This is a genomic window from Streptomyces mutabilis (genome assembly GCF_046628145.1).
GTDB classification, from domain to species: domain Bacteria; phylum Actinomycetota; class Actinomycetes; order Streptomycetales; family Streptomycetaceae; genus Streptomyces; species Streptomyces mutabilis.
Map to the genome: position 1 here is coordinate 6547796 of NZ_CP176874.1, position 20673 is coordinate 6568468.

General features: G+C 74.0%; 22 protein-coding genes. 13 read left to right on the forward strand and 9 right to left on the reverse strand.

The features are described from left to right. Positions 1-2: 2 nt before the first annotated feature. Positions 3-287 carry a gas vesicle protein K gene (locus ACLIN4_RS29335; protein WP_257003004.1) on the forward strand — a complete coding sequence of 95 codons (285 nt, stop codon included), beginning with the start codon at positions 3-5 and terminating at the stop codon, positions 285-287. Between the two features lie 71 nt (positions 288-358). Here ACLIN4_RS29335 and ACLIN4_RS29340 read toward each other — a convergent pair whose 3' ends face one another. The 3 genes from ACLIN4_RS29340 to ACLIN4_RS29350 all read right to left on the reverse strand — a co-directional run bounded on the left by ACLIN4_RS29340 (position 359) and on the right by ACLIN4_RS29350 (position 3008). Continuing rightward, positions 359-529, reverse strand: a complete 171-nt coding sequence (locus tag ACLIN4_RS29340) for a hypothetical protein (RefSeq protein WP_019328661.1) — start codon at positions 527-529, stop codon at positions 359-361. 36 nt (positions 530-565) lie between these two features. Further along, positions 566-1405 (reverse strand): class I SAM-dependent methyltransferase, encoded by an 840-nt coding sequence (locus ACLIN4_RS29345; RefSeq protein ID WP_107479228.1) that lies wholly within the window; start codon positions 1403-1405, stop codon positions 566-568. Positions 1406-1502: 97 nt separating this feature from the next. Continuing rightward, positions 1503-3008, reverse strand: a complete 1506-nt coding sequence (locus ACLIN4_RS29350) for a bifunctional phosphatase PAP2/diacylglycerol kinase family protein (protein ID WP_382024434.1) — start codon at positions 3006-3008, stop codon at positions 1503-1505. Between the two features lie 111 nt (positions 3009-3119). Here ACLIN4_RS29350 and ACLIN4_RS29355 point away from each other — a divergent pair, with 111 nt between their 5' ends. Further along, positions 3120-4739, forward strand: a complete 1620-nt coding sequence (locus ACLIN4_RS29355) for an ABC-F family ATP-binding cassette domain-containing protein (protein WP_107479227.1) — start codon at positions 3120-3122, stop codon at positions 4737-4739. A 35-nt stretch (positions 4740-4774) separates the two neighbouring features. On the opposite strand, the gene ACLIN4_RS29360 is transcribed toward ACLIN4_RS29355, so the two are convergent. Beyond that, complete coding sequence (locus tag ACLIN4_RS29360; protein ID WP_107479226.1) at positions 4775-5896, reverse strand: Vms1/Ankzf1 family peptidyl-tRNA hydrolase; 1122 nt, start codon at positions 5894-5896, stop codon at positions 4775-4777. A gap of 63 nt (positions 5897-5959) precedes the next feature. Here ACLIN4_RS29360 and ACLIN4_RS29365 point away from each other — a divergent pair, with 63 nt between their 5' ends. Beyond that, positions 5960-6238 (forward strand): DUF6158 family protein, encoded by a 279-nt coding sequence (locus tag ACLIN4_RS29365; RefSeq protein ID WP_100045210.1) that lies wholly within the window; start codon positions 5960-5962, stop codon positions 6236-6238. A 234-nt stretch (positions 6239-6472) separates the two neighbouring features. On the opposite strand, the gene ACLIN4_RS29370 is transcribed toward ACLIN4_RS29365, so the two are convergent. The 3 genes from ACLIN4_RS29370 to ACLIN4_RS29380 are packed head-to-tail and all read right to left on the reverse strand — an operon-like array spanning position 6473 to position 7741. Next, entirely contained in the window at positions 6473-7015 is a 543-nt protein-coding gene (locus ACLIN4_RS29370; protein ID WP_100045211.1) for a type 1 glutamine amidotransferase domain-containing protein, read from the reverse strand. A 55-nt stretch (positions 7016-7070) separates the two neighbouring features. Beyond that, a complete protein-coding gene (locus tag ACLIN4_RS29375) occupies positions 7071-7313 on the reverse strand; it encodes a CBS domain-containing protein (protein ID WP_381911464.1) in 243 nt (80 codons plus the stop codon). 20 nt (positions 7314-7333) lie between these two features. Further along, positions 7334-7741 carry a DUF2795 domain-containing protein gene (locus ACLIN4_RS29380; protein WP_100045213.1) on the reverse strand — a complete coding sequence of 136 codons (408 nt, stop codon included), beginning with the start codon at positions 7739-7741 and terminating at the stop codon, positions 7334-7336. A 201-nt stretch (positions 7742-7942) separates the two neighbouring features. Between ACLIN4_RS29380 and ACLIN4_RS29385 the strand changes: the two genes are divergently transcribed. From ACLIN4_RS29385 to ACLIN4_RS29420, 8 genes are all read left to right on the forward strand, one after another. After that, positions 7943-8083, forward strand: a complete 141-nt coding sequence (locus ACLIN4_RS29385; RefSeq protein WP_179342767.1) for a hypothetical protein — start codon at positions 7943-7945, stop codon at positions 8081-8083. Between the two features lie 107 nt (positions 8084-8190). Beyond that, complete coding sequence (locus ACLIN4_RS29390) at positions 8191-10581, forward strand: excinuclease ABC subunit UvrA (protein ID WP_289907527.1); 2391 nt, start codon at positions 8191-8193, stop codon at positions 10579-10581. Between the two features lie 62 nt (positions 10582-10643). After that, entirely contained in the window at positions 10644-11072 is a 429-nt protein-coding gene (locus tag ACLIN4_RS29395) for a helix-turn-helix transcriptional regulator (RefSeq protein WP_043377867.1), read from the forward strand. A gap of 5 nt (positions 11073-11077) precedes the next feature. Further along, positions 11078-11494, forward strand: a complete 417-nt coding sequence (locus ACLIN4_RS29400) for a VOC family protein (RefSeq protein WP_143657632.1) — start codon at positions 11078-11080, stop codon at positions 11492-11494. Between the two features lie 374 nt (positions 11495-11868). Next, complete coding sequence (locus ACLIN4_RS29405; protein ID WP_100045215.1) at positions 11869-12663, forward strand: RNA polymerase sigma factor SigF; 795 nt, start codon at positions 11869-11871, stop codon at positions 12661-12663. A 381-nt stretch (positions 12664-13044) separates the two neighbouring features. After that, complete coding sequence (locus ACLIN4_RS29410) at positions 13045-13920, forward strand: hypothetical protein (RefSeq protein ID WP_290012232.1); 876 nt, start codon at positions 13045-13047, stop codon at positions 13918-13920. A gap of 146 nt (positions 13921-14066) precedes the next feature. Next, complete coding sequence (locus tag ACLIN4_RS29415; protein ID WP_381940850.1) at positions 14067-15347, forward strand: aminotransferase class I/II-fold pyridoxal phosphate-dependent enzyme; 1281 nt, start codon at positions 14067-14069, stop codon at positions 15345-15347. Next, positions 15344-16405: an MBL fold metallo-hydrolase gene (locus ACLIN4_RS29420; protein ID WP_107477400.1), complete on the forward strand. Its 1062-nt coding sequence runs from the start codon at positions 15344-15346 to the stop codon at positions 16403-16405. The genes ACLIN4_RS29415 and ACLIN4_RS29420 overlap by 4 nt, the downstream gene beginning before the upstream one ends. A 50-nt stretch (positions 16406-16455) precedes the next feature. Here ACLIN4_RS29420 and ACLIN4_RS29425 read toward each other — a convergent pair whose 3' ends face one another. Both ACLIN4_RS29425 and ACLIN4_RS29430 read right to left on the reverse strand, forming a co-directional pair. Then, positions 16456-17082, reverse strand: coding sequence for a DedA family protein (locus tag ACLIN4_RS29425; RefSeq protein ID WP_107477401.1), 627 nt, complete (start codon positions 17080-17082; stop codon positions 16456-16458). Next, positions 17079-17852 (reverse strand): MBL fold metallo-hydrolase, encoded by a 774-nt coding sequence (locus ACLIN4_RS29430; RefSeq protein ID WP_179342387.1) that lies wholly within the window; start codon positions 17850-17852, stop codon positions 17079-17081. Before ACLIN4_RS29430 ends, ACLIN4_RS29425 begins: the two co-directional genes overlap by 4 nt. Before the next feature lie 82 nt (positions 17853-17934). Between ACLIN4_RS29430 and ACLIN4_RS29435 the strand changes: the two genes are divergently transcribed. Together ACLIN4_RS29435 and ACLIN4_RS29440 are read left to right on the forward strand one after the other, a co-directional pair. Then, positions 17935-18336: a hypothetical protein gene (locus ACLIN4_RS29435; RefSeq protein ID WP_100045218.1), complete on the forward strand. Its 402-nt coding sequence runs from the start codon at positions 17935-17937 to the stop codon at positions 18334-18336. A gap of 129 nt (positions 18337-18465) precedes the next feature. Then, complete coding sequence (locus ACLIN4_RS29440; RefSeq protein ID WP_381940853.1) at positions 18466-20610, forward strand: phage holin family protein; 2145 nt, start codon at positions 18466-18468, stop codon at positions 20608-20610. Positions 20611-20673: the final 63 nt, after the last annotated feature.

The following is a 20673-nucleotide window of genomic DNA, read 5'->3' on the forward strand; positions in this document are numbered from 1 at the left end:
ACGTGACCGAACCCCGCAAGCGTCTCGACCTGGAGCCCGACACCGTCGAGCGCGACCTGATCAAGCTGGTGCTGACCGTCGTCGAGCTGCTGCGCCAGCTCATGGAGCGCCAGGCGTTGCGCCGCGTCGACGAGGGCGACCTGAGCGAGGAGCAGGAGGAGCGGATCGGACTGACCCTGATGCTCCTCGACGACCGCATGACCGAACTGCGCGACCGCTACGGCCTGCGGCCCGAGGACCTGAACCTGGACCTCGGGCCGCTGGGACCGCTGCTGCCCCGGGAATGAGCCTCCCGGAGCCGGGAAGGCCGCTGCCCCGGGAGTCGGACTCCCGGGGCAGCGGCTTCGTCACCCGTCGTTCACCACCTGTACCAGCGGCCCCTTCCGCCGCCGGCCGTCGTCCCGCGGGCCAGGAAGCCCACCAACCACAGGACCAGGACTGCCAAGGCAATCCACCAGAGAATCTTCACGGCGAATCCGGCGCCGAAAAGAACGATTGCGAGAAGCAGTACGAGCAGAAGCGGAACCATAACGTTGAACCTCCTGTCGTACTGGTTTCCCGGAATTCACCGATCAGACGTGGGTCGGGCTTCCTTTCGGCACAGAATTTCTCCGTGCAGGACGCTGAACCAGCCGTCCGGCCGCTCTCCCCATTCCCGCCAGGCCGCCGACACGGCCCGCAGCCGCTCCGTCGTCGCGTGGCCGCCCCCGGTGGCCCGTTCCGCGTACGCCGACGCCAGGGTGCGGTCCGCCCACAGACCGCTCCACCACTCCCGCTCGTCGGGGGTGGAGAAGGTCCAGGTGGCGGAGGTCGCCGTGATGTCCGTGAACCCCGCTTCGAGGGCCCAGGCCTTCAGCCGCCGTCCCGCGTCCGGCTCGCCGCCGTTGGCGCGGGCCACCCGACGGTACAGGTCCAGCCAGTCGTCCATGCCCGGGGAGGCGGGGTACCAGGTCATGGCGGCGTAGTCGGAGTCGCGCACGGCGACGATCCCGTTCGGCTTCGCGACCCTGCGCATCTCGCGCAGGGCCCGCACCGGGTCGCCCACGTGCTGGAGCACCTGGTGGGCGTGGACGACGCAGAACGTGTCGTCCGGGTAGTCCAGCGCGTGCACGTCCGCGACGGCGAACTCGGTGTTGGCGAGCCCGCGCCCGGCTGCCGTGGCCCGGGCCCGCTCCACGATCTCCGGGGCCCGGTCGACGCCGGTGACGTGCCCGTCCGGAACCAGTTCGGCCAGGTCCGCGGTGATGGTGCCCGGGCCGCAGCCGACGTCCAGGATCTTCATGTGGGGCTTGAGCGACCCGAGCAGATACGCCGCGGAATTGGCGGCGGTGCGCCAGGTGTGCGAGCGCAGCACGGACTCGTGGTGCCCGTGCGTGTAGACGGCGGTCTCCTGCGGCTTCGGCATGCTGGGTCCCTCTTCCGGCTCTCCCGACGGTGTGGTCACCGTACGCCCGCCTGCCGGATTGTGAGACGCCCGTATCACAGTGTGGTCTGACGGAGCATCAGGAGAAGAACCCGTCGCCGGGCAGCGGGCGGTACACCGTGAGCGCCTCGGGCAGCTTCTCCAGCGTCAGATCGCCCTCCGTCTCGGTCAGTTCGCCGTCGTACGCCATCAACGTCCCGGGCGCGACGCCGGACAGCCGCAGCCGGTGAACCTGCACCGCCGCGTGTGCGGGGGAGCGCGTCAGCGGACCCGCGAGCGCCGCGGACAGCAGCCGCAGGGCGGGCCGGCGGCCACCGTGCACCACCCGTACGTCCAGCTGCCCGTCCGCCAGGTCGAGGCGGCGCCCGGAGGCGATGCCCCTGCGGTGGTACGTGCCGTTGCCCGCGAACAGCATCCACAGCGGACGCCGGCGGCCCCGCACCTCCGCCTCCAGCGGGTGCCGGTCGGCACGCAGCACCCGCACCGCCGCCAGCACCCCGGCCGGCCAGCCGCCGATCCGCGGCGACCAGCGCTCCCGCTCGCTGACCAACTCGGGGTACACACCCAGGCTGAAGGTGTTCAGGAAGATCCCGCGCCGCCCGCCGGAGGCGAACCGGCCCACGTCCACCCGCACGCCCTCACCGCGCTCCAGCGCCCGGCACAGATCCCGGACGTCCTCCACACCGAGGTCGTAGGCGAAGTGGTTGAGCGTGCCGCCGGGCAGCACGGCCAGCGGCAGCCCGTGCCGCAGGGCGATCTCGGCGGCGGCGTTCACGGTGCCGTCACCGCCGCACACGCCGAGCACCCGGGCGTGACCCGCGGCCCGCTCCAGTTCCGACCGGATGTCCTTGGGGTCGCACTCCACCACCTCCGCGTCGGGCAGCGCGTCGCACAGCGCCCGCACCCGGTCGGAGGTGCCCGAGCCGACGTTTGCCACCATGACCAGGCCCGCACCGTTGGGCAGTGCCGGTACGTCGGCGCGCGGCCGGGCCGGCGGGGTGTGCTGGGCGCGCGTCGGCACCATGCCCCGCACGGCGAACGCGGCGCCCGCCCCGAGCGCCGCGCCGGCCAGCACGTCGCTCGGGAAGTGGACGCCGGTGTAGACGCGGGAGAGCACGACCGCGGCGGCCACCGGAGCCACCGCCGCACCCCACGCCGGGGACTCCAGGGCGACGCCGGTCGCGAACGCGGCGGCCGAGGCGGCGTGCCCCGACGGGAAGGACGTGGTGATCGGCTGCCGTTTCAGCTGCCGGACCAGCGGCACCGGGTCGAGGACCGGCCGGGGACGGCGGACCGAGCGCTTGCCGAGGGTGTTGATGGTCAGGGAGGCCAGGCCCAGCGAGGCCAGCCCCCGGGCGGCGGCACGACGCGCCCTCGGGGTGCGGGAGGCGGCCAGCGCGGCGGCCGCCCCGAACCACAGCACGCCGTGGTTGGCGCTGCGGCTCAGCCGGGGAAGCAGGGGGTCGGCGCCGGGCCAGGTCCGGGCGGCGACGGCCTCGAACACCCGCTGGTCCAGCCGCAGGAAACCGCTGCGGAACGGATGCGGGCGGGGCGTCGGGGCGGTGAGGTCTACGTCGGGGCTCATGCCCACCACCTACCCTGCCGACGGCTTTTCCTGCGGTCGGGGTGTCCCGCGTCACGGCACCGGGAAAACGCGTTTGCCCGGAGCACGGCCGGAGCTGGAGAATCCGGTCCCATGGGACACCTCGAAGCCGCGCACCTGGAGTACTACCTCCCCGACGGGAGGGCGCTGCTCGGCGACGTCTCCTTCCGGGTGGGGGAGGGGGCCGTCGTGGCCCTCGTAGGTCCCAATGGGGCGGGCAAGACCACCCTGCTGCGCCTGCTGTCCGGGGAGCTGAAACCGCACGGCGGGACCGTCACCGTCGGCGGCGGACTCGGGGTGATGCGGCAGTTCGTCGGCTCCGTCCGGGACGAGACGACCGTACGGGACCTGCTGGTGTCCGTGGCGCCGCCCCGTATCCGCGAGGCCGCCCGGGCCGTCGACGCCGCCGAGCACGCGATCATGACGGTCGACGACGAGGCCGCCCAGATGCGCTACGCGCAGGCCCTCGCCGACTGGGCCGAGGCCCAGGGCTACGAGGCCGAGACGCTGTGGGACATCTGCACCACGGCCGCGCTCGGGGTGCCGTACGACAAGGCCCAGTGGCGGCAGGTGAGCACCCTGTCCGGCGGCGAGCAGAAACGCCTCGTCCTGGAGGCGCTGCTGCGCGGCAACGACGAGGTGCTGCTGCTCGACGAGCCGGACAACTACCTCGACGTACCCGGCAAGCGCTGGCTGGAGGAGCGGCTGAAGGAGACCCGCAAGACGGTGCTCTTCGTCTCCCACGACCGGGAACTCCTCGCCCGCTCCGCCCAGAAGATCGTCTCCGTCGAGCCCGGCCCCGCGGGCGCCGACGCCTGGGTGCACGGCGGCGGCTTCGCCACCTTCCACGAGGCCCGGCGCGAGCGCTTCGCCCGCTTCGAGGAACTGCGCCGCCGCTGGGACGAGAAGCACGCGCAGCTGAAGAAGCTGGTGCTGACGCTGCGTCAGGCCGCCGCGGTGAGCCACGAGATGGCCTCCCGCTACGCCGCCGCGCAGACCCGGCTGCGCAAGTTCGAGGAGGCGGGCCCGCCGCCCGAGCCGCCGCGCGAGCAGGACATCAGGATGCGCCTGAAGGGCGGCCGCACCGGCGTCCGCGCCGTCACCTGCGAGCAGTTGGAACTCACCGGCCTGATGAAACCCTTCGACCTGGAGGTCTTCTACGGCGAACGGGTGGCCGTCCTCGGCTCCAACGGCTCCGGCAAGTCGCACTTCCTGCGCCTCCTCGCCGGGGACGAGGTGGCCCACACCGGGAACTGGAAGCTCGGCGCGCGCGTGGTACCCGGACACTTCGCGCAGACCCACGCCCACCCCGAACTGCTGGGCCGCACCCTCCTGGACATCCTGTGGACCGAGCACTCCCAGGACCGGGGCGCCGCCATGTCCAGGCTGCGCCGCTACGAACTGACCCAGCAGGCCGAGCAGACCTTCGACCGGCTCTCCGGCGGCCAGCAGGCCCGCTTCCAGATCCTCCTGCTGGAACTCCAGGGCGTCACCGCACTGCTGCTCGACGAGCCGACCGACAACCTCGACCTGGAATCGGCCGAAGCCCTCCAGGAGGGCCTGGAGGGCTTCGAGGGCACGGTCCTCGCGGTCACCCACGACCGCTGGTTCGCCCGCTCCTTCGACCGGTACCTCGTCTTCGGCAGCGACGGGCGCGTGCGCGAGACGCCGGAGCCGGTCTGGGACGAACGGCGGGTGGAGCGGGCCCGCTGACGCTCACGCGGAGGCCGGGCGCCGGCGGGCGGAGGTCATTTCCAGCGCAGCAGCGCACCCAGTCCGCCCACCGGCGCGTCCTCCGACGCCTTCGACGGCAGCGCCGGCGTCACCGAGATCGCGGGGGCGCCGGTCATCACCGCCGAGCGCAGCAGGGCGTCGTCCGCGCGGGCCGACCAGGAGTTCTGCTCGCCGAGCGTCTTCAGCTCCGTACGCCGCACCGCGAGCTGGTCGGCGTCCTCCCCGATCCACACCTCGCGGTGGGTGTCGGGGGCGTCCGGGATGACCAGCAGTTCGTCGATGCGGTGCTCCCGGGCGGCCTCCACCAGCGCGGGCACGCCCTCCGCCGCACCTGCCCGGCCCTCGCCGTCCGGTGTGCGGGCGGCCAGGAACCGGTCCAGGTCCTCCTGGGCGCGCGAGCGCACGTGGTCGTCGCGCAGCTGCTCCACCTCGTCGTCCAGCAGCCTGCTGCCGGCGCCGCGCGAGGCCTCGGCGATCCGCTCCTGGAGCCGCTTCGGCAGCCGCTCGTGCACGGACCGCCGCTCCCGGTCGTCGCCCACGAGGATCAGCAGGTCGGCGTGCGTCTCCTCCTGGCACACGGCGAGCGCGTCCGCGATCTCCGCCGCGTTGTGCTCCCAGGTGTTCTCCACCCGCAGCTGGAAGTGGCGCTCCGACCAGTCGACGCTGCTCGTGCGGTGCACCGGCCACTGCCGGCCGGTCACGCCGCCCGCGTCCGAGCTCCCCAGCGCGCTGCGCAGCTCGAAGTCGGCGCCCTTGCGGTCGATGTACGCCACCACGCACACCGGGTCCTCGCCGGCCAGGTCCAGCAGCGGCGCGACGTGCGGCAGCGGTGCCCAGTCGGCGGTGGTCCCGCCGTACGGGGGCCGGGCCAGCGGCGGGTCGAGGACCACCTGTCCGCCGCGCGCGAACAGGGCCCGCCCGTGCGGGTCGGTGGCGTGGCGCAGTTCCTCCACCGCCTCCCGCACGGCACGGCAGGTCGCGTCGTCCGCGCCCTGCTCCGCCAGCTCCCGGGCCACCGCGGCGGCCGTCAGCTCACGCTCGTGGGGGGTGTCCTCCGTGTGCCGGGAGAGATCGACGTACACGGAGGCCCAGGGCCCCTGATGCTCGTAGAGGGGGTGCAGAAACGCGAGATCCATGGTGGCTCCCTCCCGGGTGCCGCTCGGGGGTGGTAGTGCTGCGGGGGCGGGTACCCGGACCGCATGAACGAACACGACACGCGGGACGACACGATGACCGGAGTGGACCCGGGTCGCCTGGACGACCAGCAGCTCATGAAGGAGCTGGAGACCATCCACCGCACGCGCCACGACACCCTGCTCTACGGGTCGAACGACGCGCTGCGGGCCCACAACGATCGCATGGCGCAGTTGGAGGGCGAGTGGCTGCGCCGCAACCCGCGACGCCCGGTGGCCGCGGGCCGCACCCGCGAGGGGGCCCGGGAACGGGGCTGCGGGGGGTCGGCGGCGCCCGGCGGCTGAGCACGGACGCGGCCCGCGCGGGCCGCGCAGGACGGGACGACCGCAGGGTGCGCCCGGCGGGGAGCGGCGGGCGTGCGCTCTCCCTGTTCATGGAGAGACGGCGGGGCGTCTCTCCGTACGCGGAGCCGGGACGGCTCGACGTGTCCTCCCGCGGGTCGGGACGGCGGGCCCGGCCCCGCGGCGCGCGCGGGGCGCACCACGGGGCCGGGCCCGCCCGGTACGACGGCCGGTCGCTCAGCCGCCCGCCTTGGCGAACTCCGCGAGGTACGTCTCGCAGAACGCCTTGAGGTCGTCCGGCTTGCGGCTGGTGATCAGGACGTTGTTCCCGTGGTCGCAGACCTTCACCTGTTCGTCGACCCAGGTGGCGCCCGCGTTGCGGAGATCGGTCCGCAGGCTCGGCCACGAGGTCACGACCCGGCCGCGCACGACGTCGGCCTCGACGAGCGTCCACGGGGCGTGGCAGATGGCGGCCACCGGCCGGCCCTGCTCGAAGAAGTCCTTGACGAACGCCACGGCCTTCTCGTCCATCCGCAGGAAGTCCGGGTTGGCCACGCCGCCGGGCAGCACCAGCCCGCCGAACGAGTCGGCCGACGTGTCGCCCACCACCTCGTCCACCGGGAACGTGTCCGCCTTGTCGAGGTGGTCGAAGCCCTGGATCTCACCGGACTGGGTGGAGACCAGCACGGGTTCGTGCCCCGCGTCCTTCGCCGCCTGCCACGGTTCGGTCAGCTCGACCTGCTCCACGCCCTCGGGAGCGGTCAGAAATGCGATGCGCATGTGGTTCGGATTCCTTTCCCGGCGCGCCGGGCCCGTGCGGCCCGGCGCGCACGCGTCATTCGGTCAGCGGGGGCCTGCCCGGTACGGACCGGGCATCCGGTTCCGCACGGCTGGTGTCGGCGAGCGCCGGGGCCGGGTCGTGGGGGTCGGTGACCAGGCCCACGACGTCCTGCCCGTCCGCGACCACCATGTCGCCGATGTTCTGCGTGCGCATGGGCTGCGCCGCCTCGACGACGGAGGAGTCCGGACGGACGGCGGCCACACCCCGGGTCATGACCTCCCTCACGTACTCGGCCACGGGGGCCACCCTCCCGTCGCCTACGCGCCCCGCGCACCGGCGGATCCGGGCCCGCCGCTCTCGGTCAGGGCCATCGCCAGTTCCTGGACGTTGTCGTAGCGCGCCTTGTGCGGCAGTCGTTCCAGTCCCTCGACGAGGGCGTCCGGTGCGTTGCCGCGGCGCAGCGCCCGGGTCAGTTCCCGCGGGCCGGCGGGGAAGGTGCCCCGGGTCAGGTTCCGGGCCAGTTCGAGCCGGAGGGCCTCCAGATACGTCGGTCCGCGACCGGGGGTCACCGGTCCGCGGGTGACATCGGGATCGTCCTCTGCGGCCGGTTCCGGGTCGTGCCACTCCTCGGTCCGGGTGGGGTGCCCGGACCTGAGCAGACCCTGCAGTTCGTGCTTCATCTCGTCGTCGCGGTGGACGCTCATCCGGTCACTGCCTCGCTGCATGTCTCCCTCCAGGTCCTTCGGGGGTGCCGACCGCGTACCCGGACACCTGAGGCCGACACGGATTCATCCGGATGGGTCTACTCCGATTCCTGCGGACACAGCGCGTGCTCCCTCGTGCACGGCGGGTTTGCCCGCCCTGGGCGGGGAACCCGGCCCGCGCCACCACCCCCCACGCCCACCCTTCATCGGGAAGGACGGATCATGGCGGTGCTGCTCGCTGTGTGCATTCCGGTCCTCATGCTCGGCGTGGTGCTGGCCCTGGGCCGCTACGAGGAACTGGTGCTGCCGGGCACCGCGCCGCCGTCCGACGACGCCGAGGCGACAGGCCGGGCGGAGCCGTGACAAGGGCCGTCCGGATCCGCAGCCGGACGGATCAGTAATCGAGAAGCGCCGCTCGCCCCGCCCCGTCTAGCGTGGCCCTGCCGACCCGCCCGACGGATGGAGAGACGATGAGCAGCGCCAAGAGGACGGACACACGGCCGGCCGCGCCCCATGCCGCCGACAGCCACGACATGATCCGTGTGCACGGCGCCCGCGAGAACAACCTCAAGGACGTCAGCATCGAGATCCCCAAGCGCCGGCTGACCGTCTTCACCGGAGTCTCCGGTTCGGGCAAGAGCTCCCTGGTGTTCAACACCATCGCCGCCGAGTCCCAGCGGCTGATCAACGAGACCTACAGCGCCTTCGTGCAGGGCTTCATGCCGACCCTGGCCCGCCCCGAGGTCGACGTCCTCGACGGCCTGACCACCGCGATCATCGTGGACCAGCAGCGGATGGGCGCCGACCCCCGCTCCACCGTCGGCACCGCCACCGACGCCAACGCGATGCTGCGCATCCTCTTCAGCCGGCTCGGCGACCCGCACATCGGCCCGCCCAGCGCGTACTCCTTCAACACCGCCTCCGTCCGCGCCAGCGGCGCGATCACCGTCGAACGCGGCAGCAAGAAGGCGGTGAAGGCGACCTACGAGCGCACCGGCGGCATGTGCACGAACTGCGAGGGCCGGGGCAAGGTCTCCGACATCGACCTCTCCCAGCTCTACGACGACTCCAAGTCGCTCGCCGAGGGCGCGTTCACCATCCCCGGCTGGAAGTCGGACAGCCAGTGGACCGTGCAGGTCTACGCCCAGTCCGGCTTCGTCGACCCGCACAAGCCGATCCGCGAGTACACCGAGAAGGAACTGCGGGACTTCCTCTACGGCGAGCCGGTCAAGGTCAAGGTCAACGGCGTCAACCTCACCTACGAGGGCCTGATCCCGAAGATCCAGAAGTCGTTCCTGTCCAAGGACAAGGAGTCGATGCAGCCGCACATCCGGGCGTTCGTCGAGCGGGCCGTCACCTTCACCACCTGCCCCGAGTGCGACGGCACCCGGCTCAGCGAGGGTGCCAGGTCGTCCAGGATCGGCAAGATCAGCATCGCCGACGCCTGCGCCATGGAGATCCGCGACCTGGCCGAATGGGCCCGCGGCCTCGACGAGCCCTCGGTCGCGCCGCTGCTCACCGCGCTGCGGGACACCCTGGACTCGTTCGTGGAGATCGGCCTCGGCTACCTCTCGCTGGACCGTCCGGCGGGCACGCTGTCGGGCGGCGAGGCGCAGCGCGTCAAGATGATCCGCCACCTCGGCTCCTCGCTCACCGACACGACCTACGTCTTCGACGAGCCCACCATCGGCCTGCACCCGCACGACATCCAGCGGATGAACGACCTGCTGCTGCGCCTGCGGGACAAGGGCAACACGGTGCTCGTCGTCGAGCACAAGCCGGAGGCGATCGCGATCGCCGACCACGTCGTCGACCTCGGCCCCGGCGCGGGCACGGCGGGCGGCACCGTCTGCTTCGAGGGCACCGTCGAGGACCTGCGGTCCGCCGGCACCGTCACCGGACGCCACCTCGACGACCGGTCCTCGCTCAAGGAGACGGTGCGCAAGCCCACCGGCGCCCTGGAGATCCGCGGCGCGAACACGCACAACCTCCAGGACGTCGACGTCGACATCCCGCTCGGCGTACTCTGCGTCGTCACCGGCGTGGCGGGCTCCGGCAAGAGTTCGCTGATCCACGGCTCGGTCCCGGCCGGCGCGGACGTCGTCGCCGTCGACCAGAGCCCCATCAAGGGCTCCCGGCGCAGCAACCCGGCGACGTACACCGGACTGCTCGACCCGATCCGCAAGGCCTTCGCCAAGGCCAACGGCGTGAAGCCGGCCCTGTTCAGCGCCAACTCCGAGGGCGCCTGCCCCACCTGCAACGGCGCCGGCGTCATCTACACGGACCTGGCCATGATGGCCGGCGTCGCCAGCCCCTGCGAGGACTGCGAGGGCAAGCGGTTCCAGCCCTCGGTACTGGAGTACCGGTTCGGCGGCCGGGACATCAGCGAGGTGCTCGCGATGTCGGTGGCCCAGGCGGAGGAGTTCTTCGGCGCCGGCGAGGCACGCACGCCGGCCGCTCACAAGATCCTTCAGCGGCTCGCCGACGTGGGACTCGGCTACCTCACCCTGGGCCAGCCGCTCACCACACTCTCCGGCGGCGAGCGCCAGCGGCTGAAGCTGGCCACGCACATGGGCGAGAAGGGCGGCGTGTACGTCCTCGACGAGCCCACCACCGGCCTGCACCTCGCCGACGTCGAGCAACTGCTCGGCCTGCTCGACCGCCTGGTCGACGCCGGCAAGTCGGTCATCGTCATCGAGCACCACCAGGCCGTCATGGCGCACGCCGACTGGATCATCGACCTCGGCCCCGGCGCCGGCCACGACGGCGGCCGGATCGTCTTCGAGGGCACGCCCGCCGACCTCGTCGCCGACCGTTCCACCCTCACCGGCGAACACCTCGCCGCCTACGTCGGCACCTGACCCGGGCCACGGTTCCCGCGGCGCCGTACCGCAGACGTACGGCGCTGTGGGATCGTGGTGGGGTGACGACGCTGGAGGACCTGGCACGGCTGCGCCGCGCCCGCGACCTGATGGACCGGGAGTACGACAAGCCGCTCGACGTCGCGGCGTTGGCGCGAGTCGCCCTCATGTCGGCGGGCCACTTCTCCCGCAGCTTCCGCGCCGCCTACGGCGAGACGCCCTACAGCTACCTGATGACGCGCCGCATCGAGCGGGCCAAGGCCCTGCTGCGGCGGGGCGACATGTCGGTCACGGAGGTGTGCTTCGCGGTCGGCTGTACCTCACTGGGCTCTTTCAGCTCCCGCTTCACCGAACTGGTCGGCGAGAGCCCGAGCGCCTACCGGGCCCGCGACCACGCCGACGGCGCCGCAGTCCCGGCCTGCGTCGCCAAGATCTACACCCGGCCGGTCAGGAACGGAGAAGCGAGGCCCGCGCCCGGCCCCCTAGCGTGAGGCGCATGGACATCAACCTCTCGCAGTGCTTCATCGCAGTGGACGACCACGACAAGGCGCTCGCCTTCTACCGGGACGTGCTCGGCATGGAGGTCCGCAACGACGTCGGCTTCGAAGGGATGCGCTGGGTGACCGTCGGCTCCCCGGCCCAGCCCGACGTGGACATCGTCCTCGAACCCCCGCTCGCCGACCCCAACGCCTCGGCCTCCGACAAGGAAGCCATGGCCGAACTGCTGGCCAAGGGCCTGCTGCGCGGCGTCATCTTCAGCACCGACGACGTCGACGCCACTTTCGAACGCGTCAGCGCGGCGGGCGCCGAGGTCCTCCAGGAGCCGGTCGACCAGCCCTACGGCGTCCGCGACTGCGCCTTCCGCGACCCGGCCGGCAACATGCTCCGCTTCCACCAGCCGCGCAAGCGATGACCAGCGCCGCGCGGCCGAGGTGAGCGCCTGAAGAGGGGCCCCCGTGGCTCCTGGGTCGGGCCCCGGAGCGACGGGGATGAGGCGGGCGGCAGCGGCCGGGAAGTCGGGGTGTTTGGCGTGGGGCGGCGGGGGCAGGCGCAAGTTCAGTGCTTCGGACAGGAGGCACGTCCGTGGGAGCGGCGGGGCGCCGCCATGGACGCGTCCGTCCGTACGCCGGACGCCCTCCCACGGTGACCGCCCGACCCAAGGGCCGTGCCGTCGCACCGGTGACGTCGCCCCGGAGGTTCCCCGAGCCCCGGGTGCCGAACGTGCCGACCGGGCCGCCGCCCGGCGCGACGACGGGACCCCGCGCTCCGAGGGAGTTGCGACGCACCATGCCGATCCACGCCAGCGTGAAGCACCCGCACGACGACGCCCCCGACACCGCCGACGCCTTCCGCAGGCTCACCACCCTCCCCGCCGGCCCGGAGCGCGACGCGGTCCGCGACCGGATCGTCGAGGCCTGGCTCCCCATGGCCGAACGGCTCGCCGGTCGCTTCCGCAGCCGCGGCGAGAGCTACGACGACCTGCGCCAGGTCGCCGCCCTCGGCCTGGTCAAGGCCGTCGACCGGTACGACCCCGAGCGCGGCAACGCCTTCGAGAGCTACGCCGTGCCGACGATCACCGGCGAGATCAAGCGGCACTTCCGGGACCACATGTGGACCCTCCACGTGCCGCGCCGGGTGCAGGAGCTGCGCAACCGCGTCCGCTTCGCCGGGCAGGACCTGTCCCAGACCATCTCGGGCCGCAGGCCCACCGTCGCCGAGATCGCCGAGCACGCCGACATGAGCGAGGAGGACGCCCGGGTCGGCCTGGAGGCCCTGGAGAGCTTCACGGCCCTGTCCCTGGACGCCGAACTCCCCGGCGGCGAGGACGGCTACTCCCTCGGCGACGCCCTCGGCGCCCCCGACCCGGCCCTCGACACGGTCGTCGACCGTGAGGCCGTCAAGGAGCGCCTGGCCGCCCTGCCCGAACGCGAACGCGCCATCCTCTACATGCGCTTCTTCGACGACATGACCCAAAGCCACATCGCCGAACAGCTCGGCATCTCCCAGATGCACGTCTCCCGCCTGATCAGCCGCTGCTGCAACCGGGTGCGGGAGCAGGTGCTGCGGGACCCGGCGGCCTGAAACGGGAGGCCGGCGCGGGCAGCAGGCAGGGAAGCGGGCGGGCGCCTGCTCGGCGGCGACCCGGAGCGGCCCCCGCCGTCCGTCCTCGCCCGCGCGGCCCGGCCGCTGCCGCGAGGTACCCCGAGGGTCGGTGACGGGATTCCGGGGGCCGTCGCAATCGCCCCGCCTCGTCACCGACTCGCCCGGCCGCTGCCGCGCGGTGCGGCGAGCATCCCGGCGGGGCCGGTGCCGAGTGCGGCCAAACCTGCCCCGTCACCCGCTCGGGCGCTCCGTTCCCGCGAACGGCGCACGGCGACGCGCGGGCTCGCGCCGGGCGGGCTGTGATGGCCGAGGGGCGCGAGTGCCGTGCCCCCGCAGCCGTCGCTCGAAGGAGCCCGACCCATGCGCCGCACCGCCCGCGCCCTGTCCACCGCCGCCCTGGCCAGTGCCGCCCTCGGCGTCTTCGCGGCGCCCGCCTCGGCCGAGCCCGGCGTGCCCCCGCCCCCCATCGGCGTCACCGAACCCGTCGCCGAGGTCAGCCCGGCCGGTGTGACCCCCGGCGGCACGGTCACCGTCTCCGTGACCTGCGCCCCGACCGGCCGTTCCGCACCCGCGACCCTCGACGCCACCTCACCGGCCTTCGACGGGGGCACGGTCGAGCTGCGCAAGGTGGGAGGTGAGAACGAGGCGACGTCCGGACCCGCCTACCGCGGCACCGCCCGTACAACGGCCGCCGAGGACCCGGGGAGCGACCCGGAGGCGGCGGGCTCCGAGGACGCGTGGACCGTCGACGGCGCCTGCCCCGAGGCGTCCGGCGAGGAGGGCGACCCCTGGAGCGCCACGATGACCGCACCGGAGGCACCGATGACGGTGCCCGAGGAGCCGATGAGCGCGCCGGAAGCGCCACTGACGGTGCCCGAGGATCCGATGACCGCGCCGGACGAGCCGATGGCCGCGCCGGAGGAGGGCGGCGGCGCCGTCGCACCGCCCTGCCCGCAGCCGACCGCCCCGCACGGCAAGACCTCCTCCCGCGGTACCTCCTGCGCCACCGAACCCGCGTGCCCCGAACCCGCCGCACCGCACGGCGAGACCTCCGCGCAGCGGAGGAACTGCGGCGGCGCGACCGTGGAGCACGGTGTGCACGCCGGCGCGGGGGGAGCCTTCACCGACTCGGTGCCCGCCCTGGTCGCCGGCGGCGTCCTGATCGCCGGGGCGTGCGGCGCGGCCGCGCACCGACTGCTCCGGCTCCGGCTGCGCGGGGACGCCGCGCACCGCTGACCCGCACCGCGCCCGGCCCGCGCGTGATCCGTACCCACCGGGGCCACAGCCATGGCCGGGCGCCCCGATGGGTACGTGGAGCAACGACCGGACAAGGTGTGCCGGCGGCGACGGGACACGGCACCACGGACAGCGCGGAGGCACGCATGCGGCGGACGGACCCCGTGGGGCACGCCCCCGAAGGCCATGACCCCGTGGGACACGGCCCCGTCCGCTACGGCCCGCACCTGCCCGACGACGGACTGCCCGTGCTGCCCGAACTGTCCGCCGTCCTCGCCGCCGCGGCGGGCCGCGCCCACGAGGAACCGGCCGGCGGCGCACCCGCCCTCCTGGAGGCCGCCTGCGGCTACTGGGACCGGCGCGGTCTGCCCACCGACCCCGGCCACGCGGCCGCCGCCCCCGGTGCCAACGCCCTGCTGCTGGCGCTGACCGCCGCGCTCGGCGGCGACGTCCTGGTGCCCCGGCCCTGCGCCGCCTGGTGGGCGCCGTACGCGCGGCTGCTGGGCAGGCCCGTCTTCCACGTGCCGACCCCGGCCGAGTCCGGCGGCGTACCGGACCCGTACGCGCTCCTGGAGACCGTCCGCCGGGTCCGCGCCGAGGGCGGTGACCCCCGCCTGCTCGTCCTGTCCGTCGCCGACGACCCGTCCGGCACCGTCGCGCCGCCCGAACTGCTGCACGAGACCGTGGAGGCGGCCGCCGGCGAGGGACTGCACCTGGTCAGCGACGAGACCTGGCGCGACACTCTGCACGATCCGCACGCCACCGTGCTCCTCAGCCCCGCCGAGATGCTGCCCGAGCGGGTCACCGTCGTCACCGACCTGGCCGGCGCGCTGCTGCCGCCGGCCTGGCCCGCCGCCGTGGCCCGCTTCCCCGCGTCCGCCGCCGGAGACGGTCTGCACGCGCGCGTGCTGGACGTGCTCACCGCGCTCGGCGCCCGCGTCGCCGCGCCCGTCGCCGCCGCGGCCGGGTACGCGCTCGGCGAACCCGAACCGGTCACCGCCCGCCGGTCCGCCGCGGTCCGCCTGCACGCACGCGTGGCCGCCGCCGCGCACGCCGCCGTCGTCGCCTCGGGCGCCACCGCCCGGCCCCCGCAGGCCGGCCGCCACCTCTACGCCGACCTCGGCCCGCTGCGCGACGCGCTCGCCGCCGAGGGTGTCGGCGACGCCCAGGAACTGGAGGACTTCCTCACCGACCGGCTCGGCATGCCCGCCCCCGGCGGCCACCGCTTCGGCGACGACCTGCCGGCCCTGCGCGTACGGCTCGCCACCGGCCCCCTGCTCGGCGGCGGCACCGGCGGTGAGCGGCGCGCGGAATGCCTCACCGCCCCCGACCCGTTGGAACTGCCACAGGTGCAACGCGCGTTGATCACCCTGAAGTCGGTCTTCGGTGATCTCCGCGACGCTCAGCGATGGGAGCCTCCTCGATGACGCAGCAGCCCCGGTCGACCACGAGCACCCCCGCCCCCGCCGAGAACGACGACGCGCCGCAGTCCGATTCCTCCCCGGCGCCCTCGTACCCGCCGCTCGCCGACCCCAGGCCGCCGGCCGAGCACCGGGTGTGGCCGCGCACCTTCCACGACCGGCTGACCGCACCGCTGCCCGGCCTCAAGGCCTTCGCGAGATTCGCCCGCGAAGGAGCGGTCAGACCCGGCCCCGAGGGTCTCGCCGACATCCCCCGGCTGCCGTACGAGCCCGGCCCGCTGCCCCGCGTGGACGCCCGCACCGTCGCCGTCACCTGGGCGGGACACGCCAGCTGGGTGGTCCGGATCGGCGGGCTCACCGTGCTCACCGACCCGGTCTGGTCCCGCCGCATCCTCGGCACCCCGGCCCGCGTCACCCCCGTGGGCGTCCCCTGGAGCGCCCTGCCCCGCGTCGACGCGGTCGTCATCAGCCACAACCACTACGACCACCTGGACGCCCCGACCCTGCGCAGGCTCCCGCGCGACACCCCCGTCCTCGCGCCCGCCGGGCTCGGCCGCTGGTTCCACCGCCGCCGCTTCACCCGCGTCACCGAACTGGACTGGTGGGAGGCGACGGAGCTGAACGGCGTCCGGTTCGACTTCGTACCGGCCCACCACTGGTCCAAGCGCACCCTCACCGACACCTGCCGCACCCTGTGGGGCGGCTGGGTCCTCACCGCGCCCGACGGCCGGCGCGTCTACTTCGCCGGCGACACCGGGTACGGCCACTGGTTCGCCCGCATCGGCCGCCGCTACCCGGGCATCGACCTCGCCCTGCTCCCCATCGGCGCCTACGACCCCCGCTGGTGGCTCCGGGACGTCCACTGCGACCCGGAGGAGGCGGTGCGGGCCGCCCAGGACGTCGGCGCCCGCCGGATGGCGCCGATGCACTGGGGCACGTTCGTGCTGTCCGCGGAACCGGTCCTGGAACCACTCAACCGCGTACGCACCGCCTGGCAACGTGCCGGCCTGCCCCGCGAGCACCTGTGGGACCTCCCGGTGGGCGGCTCCCGCGTACTGGAGTGACCCGGCGGAGCCGAACGCACGCCACCGCCGCGCCCCCGCCCCACCGGCGGCTACGCCTTGGCGGGCCCCCGGAACCGCCGCCACAGGCCCGGCGCCGTGCTGACCACGACGGTCAGGACGATCGCCGCGGCCACGCCCTCCCACGGCTTGCTGAACAGCGCGCCGCTCAGGACACCGATCAGCTGGTACGTCACCGCCCAGGCCAGGCAGGCCGGGAGGTTGCCCCGGGCGAAGCGGCGCAGCGGCCACTTCGCCAGCAGGCAGGCCAGCATCACCGGTATGCGGCCCGCCGGCACGAGCCGGGACAGCACCAGCACCGCGACGTCGTGCTCGGCGAGCTTCTCCTGCGCCTGCTCCAGCCGGTCCTCGGGCGCCCGGGACCGGATCGCCTCCAGCCAGCGCGAGCCGTTCTTCGAACCGACCCCGCGCCGCCCCAGCCAGTACAGCGCCATGTCCCCGCAGAACGCGGCGAGCGACCCCGTCGCGAACACCATCAGCATCGAGAAGGGCAGCGTCTGGTGCATCGCCACCACGGCCGCCGAACTCACCAGCGCCCCGGTCGGCACCACCGGTACCAGCGCCCCGATGAACACCAGCAGGAACAGCGAGGGATAGCCGAACGCCTGCTGGGTCGGCTCGGTCGGAATGCTCGTCACGGCGGCACCCAGCGAGTTCACCGCGCGACCTCCACGCGCACACTCGCACCGTGCCCCAGCCGGTGCACCGCCACCCCCGGCGCGCGCAGCGCCGCCAGGCGCACGAACTCGTCACCCGGCGTGTGGAACTCGTGCGGGCGCACGGCGTCCATCCCGATCGGCCAGTACGTGCCGTAGTGCACCGGCACCGCCGTGCCCGGCGCCAGCCGCGCCAGCGCCTCGGCCGCGCGCCCCGCGTCCAGGTGCTCCGCGCCCAGGAAAGGCCCCCAGCCGCCCACCGGCAGCAGCGCCGCGTCGACCGGCCCGACCTCCTTCTCCATGCCGTCGAACAGGCCGGTGTCCCCGGCGAAGTACGTCCGGGCCTCACCCTCGACCACGTACCCGAGGGCGGGGGAGCGGTGCGGGCCGACCGGCAGCCGACGACCGTCGTGCCGGGCGGGCACCGCCCGTACGCGCAGGTCACCGATGGTCATCTCGTCACCGGGCGCCACCTCGGTCAGCTTCAGGTGGCCGAGCCGGCGCATCCCCGGCACCGCCCGCGGCGCGCCCCGGGGCACGAGCAGGCGCGTGCCCGGCGCGAGCCGCGCGAGCGACGGCACGTGCAGATGGTCGGCGTGCAGATGGGACACCAGCGCCACGTCCGCCCGCCAGGCCTCCGGCGGCGGCACCGCACCCCGCCTGCGGCGCAGGTGCGCGAGCCGGCGGACGAACAGCGGATCGGTGAGCACACGCGTGTCCGAGTCCTCGACCGTGCAGGTGGCGTGACCCCACCACGTGAGCTCCACCGGCACTCCTTTGCCTCCTTCGCGCGACTCCCCGAAGCCTACGTCCAGGAGTAGGGTCGGCGGCGAAACGGGAGGTGAGGGGGACACCATGGGGCTGTTGAGGGTGACGGCGATCGCGAGTCTGACGCCGCTGGAGCAGCTGGACGACGACCCCTTCCTGGTCGACTCGCGCAGCCAGCACGCCATGTGCGCCCGCTGGGCCGTGGAACAGGGGTACGTCGTCGCGCGGGAGCTGCTGGTCCGCGGACTGCGGCCCGACCACGACGCCCTGTGGGACGGCGTCCGCCCGGGGCGGGACCTGTTCGTCGCGCCCAGCCGCCGGGTGCTGGAGAGCGCGCTGTCGTCCGTGGACGAGTTCACCGCGGAGTGCGCGCGGCGCGGCGTCCGCGTGGAGACGGTCGGCCACGCCGAACCGGCGTACGACGCCCGGATGAAGGCGTGCGTGCACCGGCGCCTGTCGATGCCGACGGCCGGTTACGACGGCCGCTGACACCCGGCGGCGAGGTGTGCGAAACCCGGCCCTGGGGGGTGAAGCGGACCCGGGGGGACAAACGGGCGTCCCGGAGCGTTGTGGCAGGGTGGGGAAGGCCCGTGCCGACGACGGGCCGGGACGTGAGGTGTGCGGAGCGTGGGTGGAGGGCGTTGGCGCCGGGTCGCCAGTCAGATCGGCCGGAGTGTCACGGTGTGGGCCGTGTCCACCCTGACCATGCTCGTGCTCGCCGGGATCCTGCCGGACTTCCGGCTCCAGTCGCCCGACGGGGACAGCGCCACCGACATCGCCGTGACCGCGGCGGTCGGCGCCGGAGCCTTCGGTCTGCTGTCCGCCCTGGTGTGGCCGCTGCTGGTACGGCTGCTGCTCCTGGTGCCGGCACTCGTCCTGGGCCTGCTGGTCTTCTTCCTCAACGGCGGGCTGCTGCTCCTCGCCATCGACGTCAATCCGGCCGGGCGCGGCGGCGTCGCCCCCGAGACGGCGGTCGTGGTGGCCGCCGTCATGTCCGCGGTCGCCTCGGCGACGGGCGGTGCCCTGGCCGTGCGCGACGACGACGCCTATCGGCGCCGGCTCTACCGCCTCGCCGACCGCCGCCGCAGATCCGGCCCGCCCTGCCCGCACGGCCCCGGCACCGTCTTCCTGCAACTGGACGGCGTCGGCCACGACGTCCTGCTGGACGCGGTCGACGCCGGCGCCATGCCCACAGTGGCCCGCTGGCTCGGCCGCGACGGCTCCTCCGCGACCCACCGCCTCGCCCCGTGGCGCACCGACTGGTCCAGCCAGACCGGCGCCAGCCAGCTCGGCATCCTGCACGGCTCCAACCACGACGTCCCCGCCTTCCGCTGGTTCGAGAAGGACAGCGGCGAGGTCGTGGTCTGCAACCGCCCCACCAGCGCCGCCCAGCTCCAGCGCCGCGCCATCGAGCACACCGGCGACGGCGGGCTGCTGACCTTCGACGGCGCCAGCCGCGGCAACCTGTTCAGCGGCGGCGCCGACGAGCAGGCCCTCGTCCTCTCCATCGCCACCCGCCGCCGCAGCAAGGAGAACCGCTCCCGCTCCGGCTACTTCGCCTACTTCTCCGACCCGGCCAACGCCGTCCGCACCGCGATGTCCTTCGTCGCCGAGGTCTGCCGGGAGATCGGCCAGTCCACCCGCGCCCGCGTGCACAAGGTCCGCCCGCGCGTCTCCCGCGGCGGCCTCTACCCCTTCGTCCGCGCCTTCGCGACCGTCGTCGAACGGGACGTCGTCGTCGCCGCGGTGATGGGCGACATGCTCGCCGGCCGCACCGCCGTCTACGCCGACCTGGTGGCGTACGACGAGGTCTCGCACCACTCCGGGCCGCGCAGCCGGGACGCCGCGAAGGTCCTCCAGCGGCTCGACCGGTCCCTCGCGCTGATCGAGAAGTGCGCCGAGCACGCCCCCCGCAAGTACCGGATCGTCGTCCTGTCCGACCACGGCCAGAGCCCCGGCGAGACCTTCCGCGCCCGCTACGGCCTCACCCTCGGCGACCTGGTCCGGGCCGGCTGCGGACTGCCCGTGCCGCGCCGGGCGCAGCGCACCCGCAGCGGCGCCGAGGCCCGCAACACCGTACGGGCCGCCCTGCACCGGCCGGTGGAGGAGGGAGCCGAGCAGCAGCGCCCCGCCGACACCCCCGCCGGCCGCCGCTCGGAGCCGATCGTGCTGGCCTCCGGCAACCTGGGCCTGGTCTCCTTCCCGGACGTACGGCACCGGATGACCCGCGAGGAGATCGACGCCCGCTATCCCGCCCTGCTGCCGACCCTTGCCAACCACCCCGGTATCGGCTTCCTGCTGGTCCGCAGCAAGAGACACGGCGGTGTGGTGCTCGGCGCTCGCGGCGCGGAGATCCCGCTGGACCGGCTCGACGAGGAACCCGGGCCGCTCGCCCCGTTCGGACCAGGCGCCGCCGACGCCGTACGCCGCACGCACTCCTTCCCGCACACCGCCGACATCATGGTCAACTCCTTCCACGACCCGGTCGACGGCGAGGTGCTCGCCTTCGAGGAGCAGATCGGCTCCCACGGCGGTCTCGGCGGCGCCCAGTCCCGCGCCTTCCTGCTGTCACCCGTCGTCCTGTCGGCGCCGGCCGAGGACGGCGCGGAGATCGTCGGCGCGGAGCACGTCCACCGGGTGCTCCGCCGCTGGCTGCGCGAGTCGAACGGCCCGCAGGTGCCCGTGGAGGATCCCCGGCCGGGGACCGTCCGCGGCGGACCTTTTCCCGTCCCGGACCCGGTCGTGCAGGACAAAAGCGCCTGATTTGGAGCCGCGCCCGGCCGTGCCGGACCATGGGCGCCGTCCCGGCGATCCCGGGCACCAGTT

Coding starts and splice junctions, on each gene's coding strand:
- ACLIN4_RS29340 (WP_019328661.1), bottom strand. CDS start 529: ATGGTTCCGCTTCTGCTCGTACTGCTTCTCGCAATCGTTCTTTTCGGC.
- ACLIN4_RS29345 (WP_107479228.1), bottom strand. CDS start 1,405: ATGCCGAAGCCGCAGGAGACCGCCGTCTACACGCACGGGCACCACGAG.
- ACLIN4_RS29350 (WP_382024434.1), bottom strand. CDS start 3,008: ATGAGCCCCGACGTAGACCTCACCGCCCCGACGCCCCGCCCGCATCCG.
- ACLIN4_RS29355 (WP_107479227.1), top strand. CDS start 3,120: ATGGGACACCTCGAAGCCGCGCACCTGGAGTACTACCTCCCCGACGGG.
- ACLIN4_RS29360 (WP_107479226.1), bottom strand. CDS start 5,896: ATGGATCTCGCGTTTCTGCACCCCCTCTACGAGCATCAGGGGCCCTGG.
- ACLIN4_RS29365 (WP_100045210.1), top strand. CDS start 5,960: ATGAACGAACACGACACGCGGGACGACACGATGACCGGAGTGGACCCG.
- ACLIN4_RS29370 (WP_100045211.1), bottom strand. CDS start 7,015: ATGCGCATCGCATTTCTGACCGCTCCCGAGGGCGTGGAGCAGGTCGAG.
- ACLIN4_RS29380 (WP_100045213.1), bottom strand. CDS start 7,741: ATGCAGCGAGGCAGTGACCGGATGAGCGTCCACCGCGACGACGAGATG.
- ACLIN4_RS29385 (WP_179342767.1), top strand. CDS start 7,943: ATGGCGGTGCTGCTCGCTGTGTGCATTCCGGTCCTCATGCTCGGCGTG.
- ACLIN4_RS29390 (WP_289907527.1), top strand. CDS start 8,191: ATGAGCAGCGCCAAGAGGACGGACACACGGCCGGCCGCGCCCCATGCC.
- ACLIN4_RS29400 (WP_143657632.1), top strand. CDS start 11,078: ATGGACATCAACCTCTCGCAGTGCTTCATCGCAGTGGACGACCACGAC.
- ACLIN4_RS29405 (WP_100045215.1), top strand. CDS start 11,869: ATGCCGATCCACGCCAGCGTGAAGCACCCGCACGACGACGCCCCCGAC.
- ACLIN4_RS29410 (WP_290012232.1), top strand. CDS start 13,045: ATGCGCCGCACCGCCCGCGCCCTGTCCACCGCCGCCCTGGCCAGTGCC.
- ACLIN4_RS29415 (WP_381940850.1), top strand. CDS start 14,067: ATGCGGCGGACGGACCCCGTGGGGCACGCCCCCGAAGGCCATGACCCC.
- ACLIN4_RS29420 (WP_107477400.1), top strand. CDS start 15,344: ATGACGCAGCAGCCCCGGTCGACCACGAGCACCCCCGCCCCCGCCGAG.
- ACLIN4_RS29435 (WP_100045218.1), top strand. CDS start 17,935: ATGGGGCTGTTGAGGGTGACGGCGATCGCGAGTCTGACGCCGCTGGAG.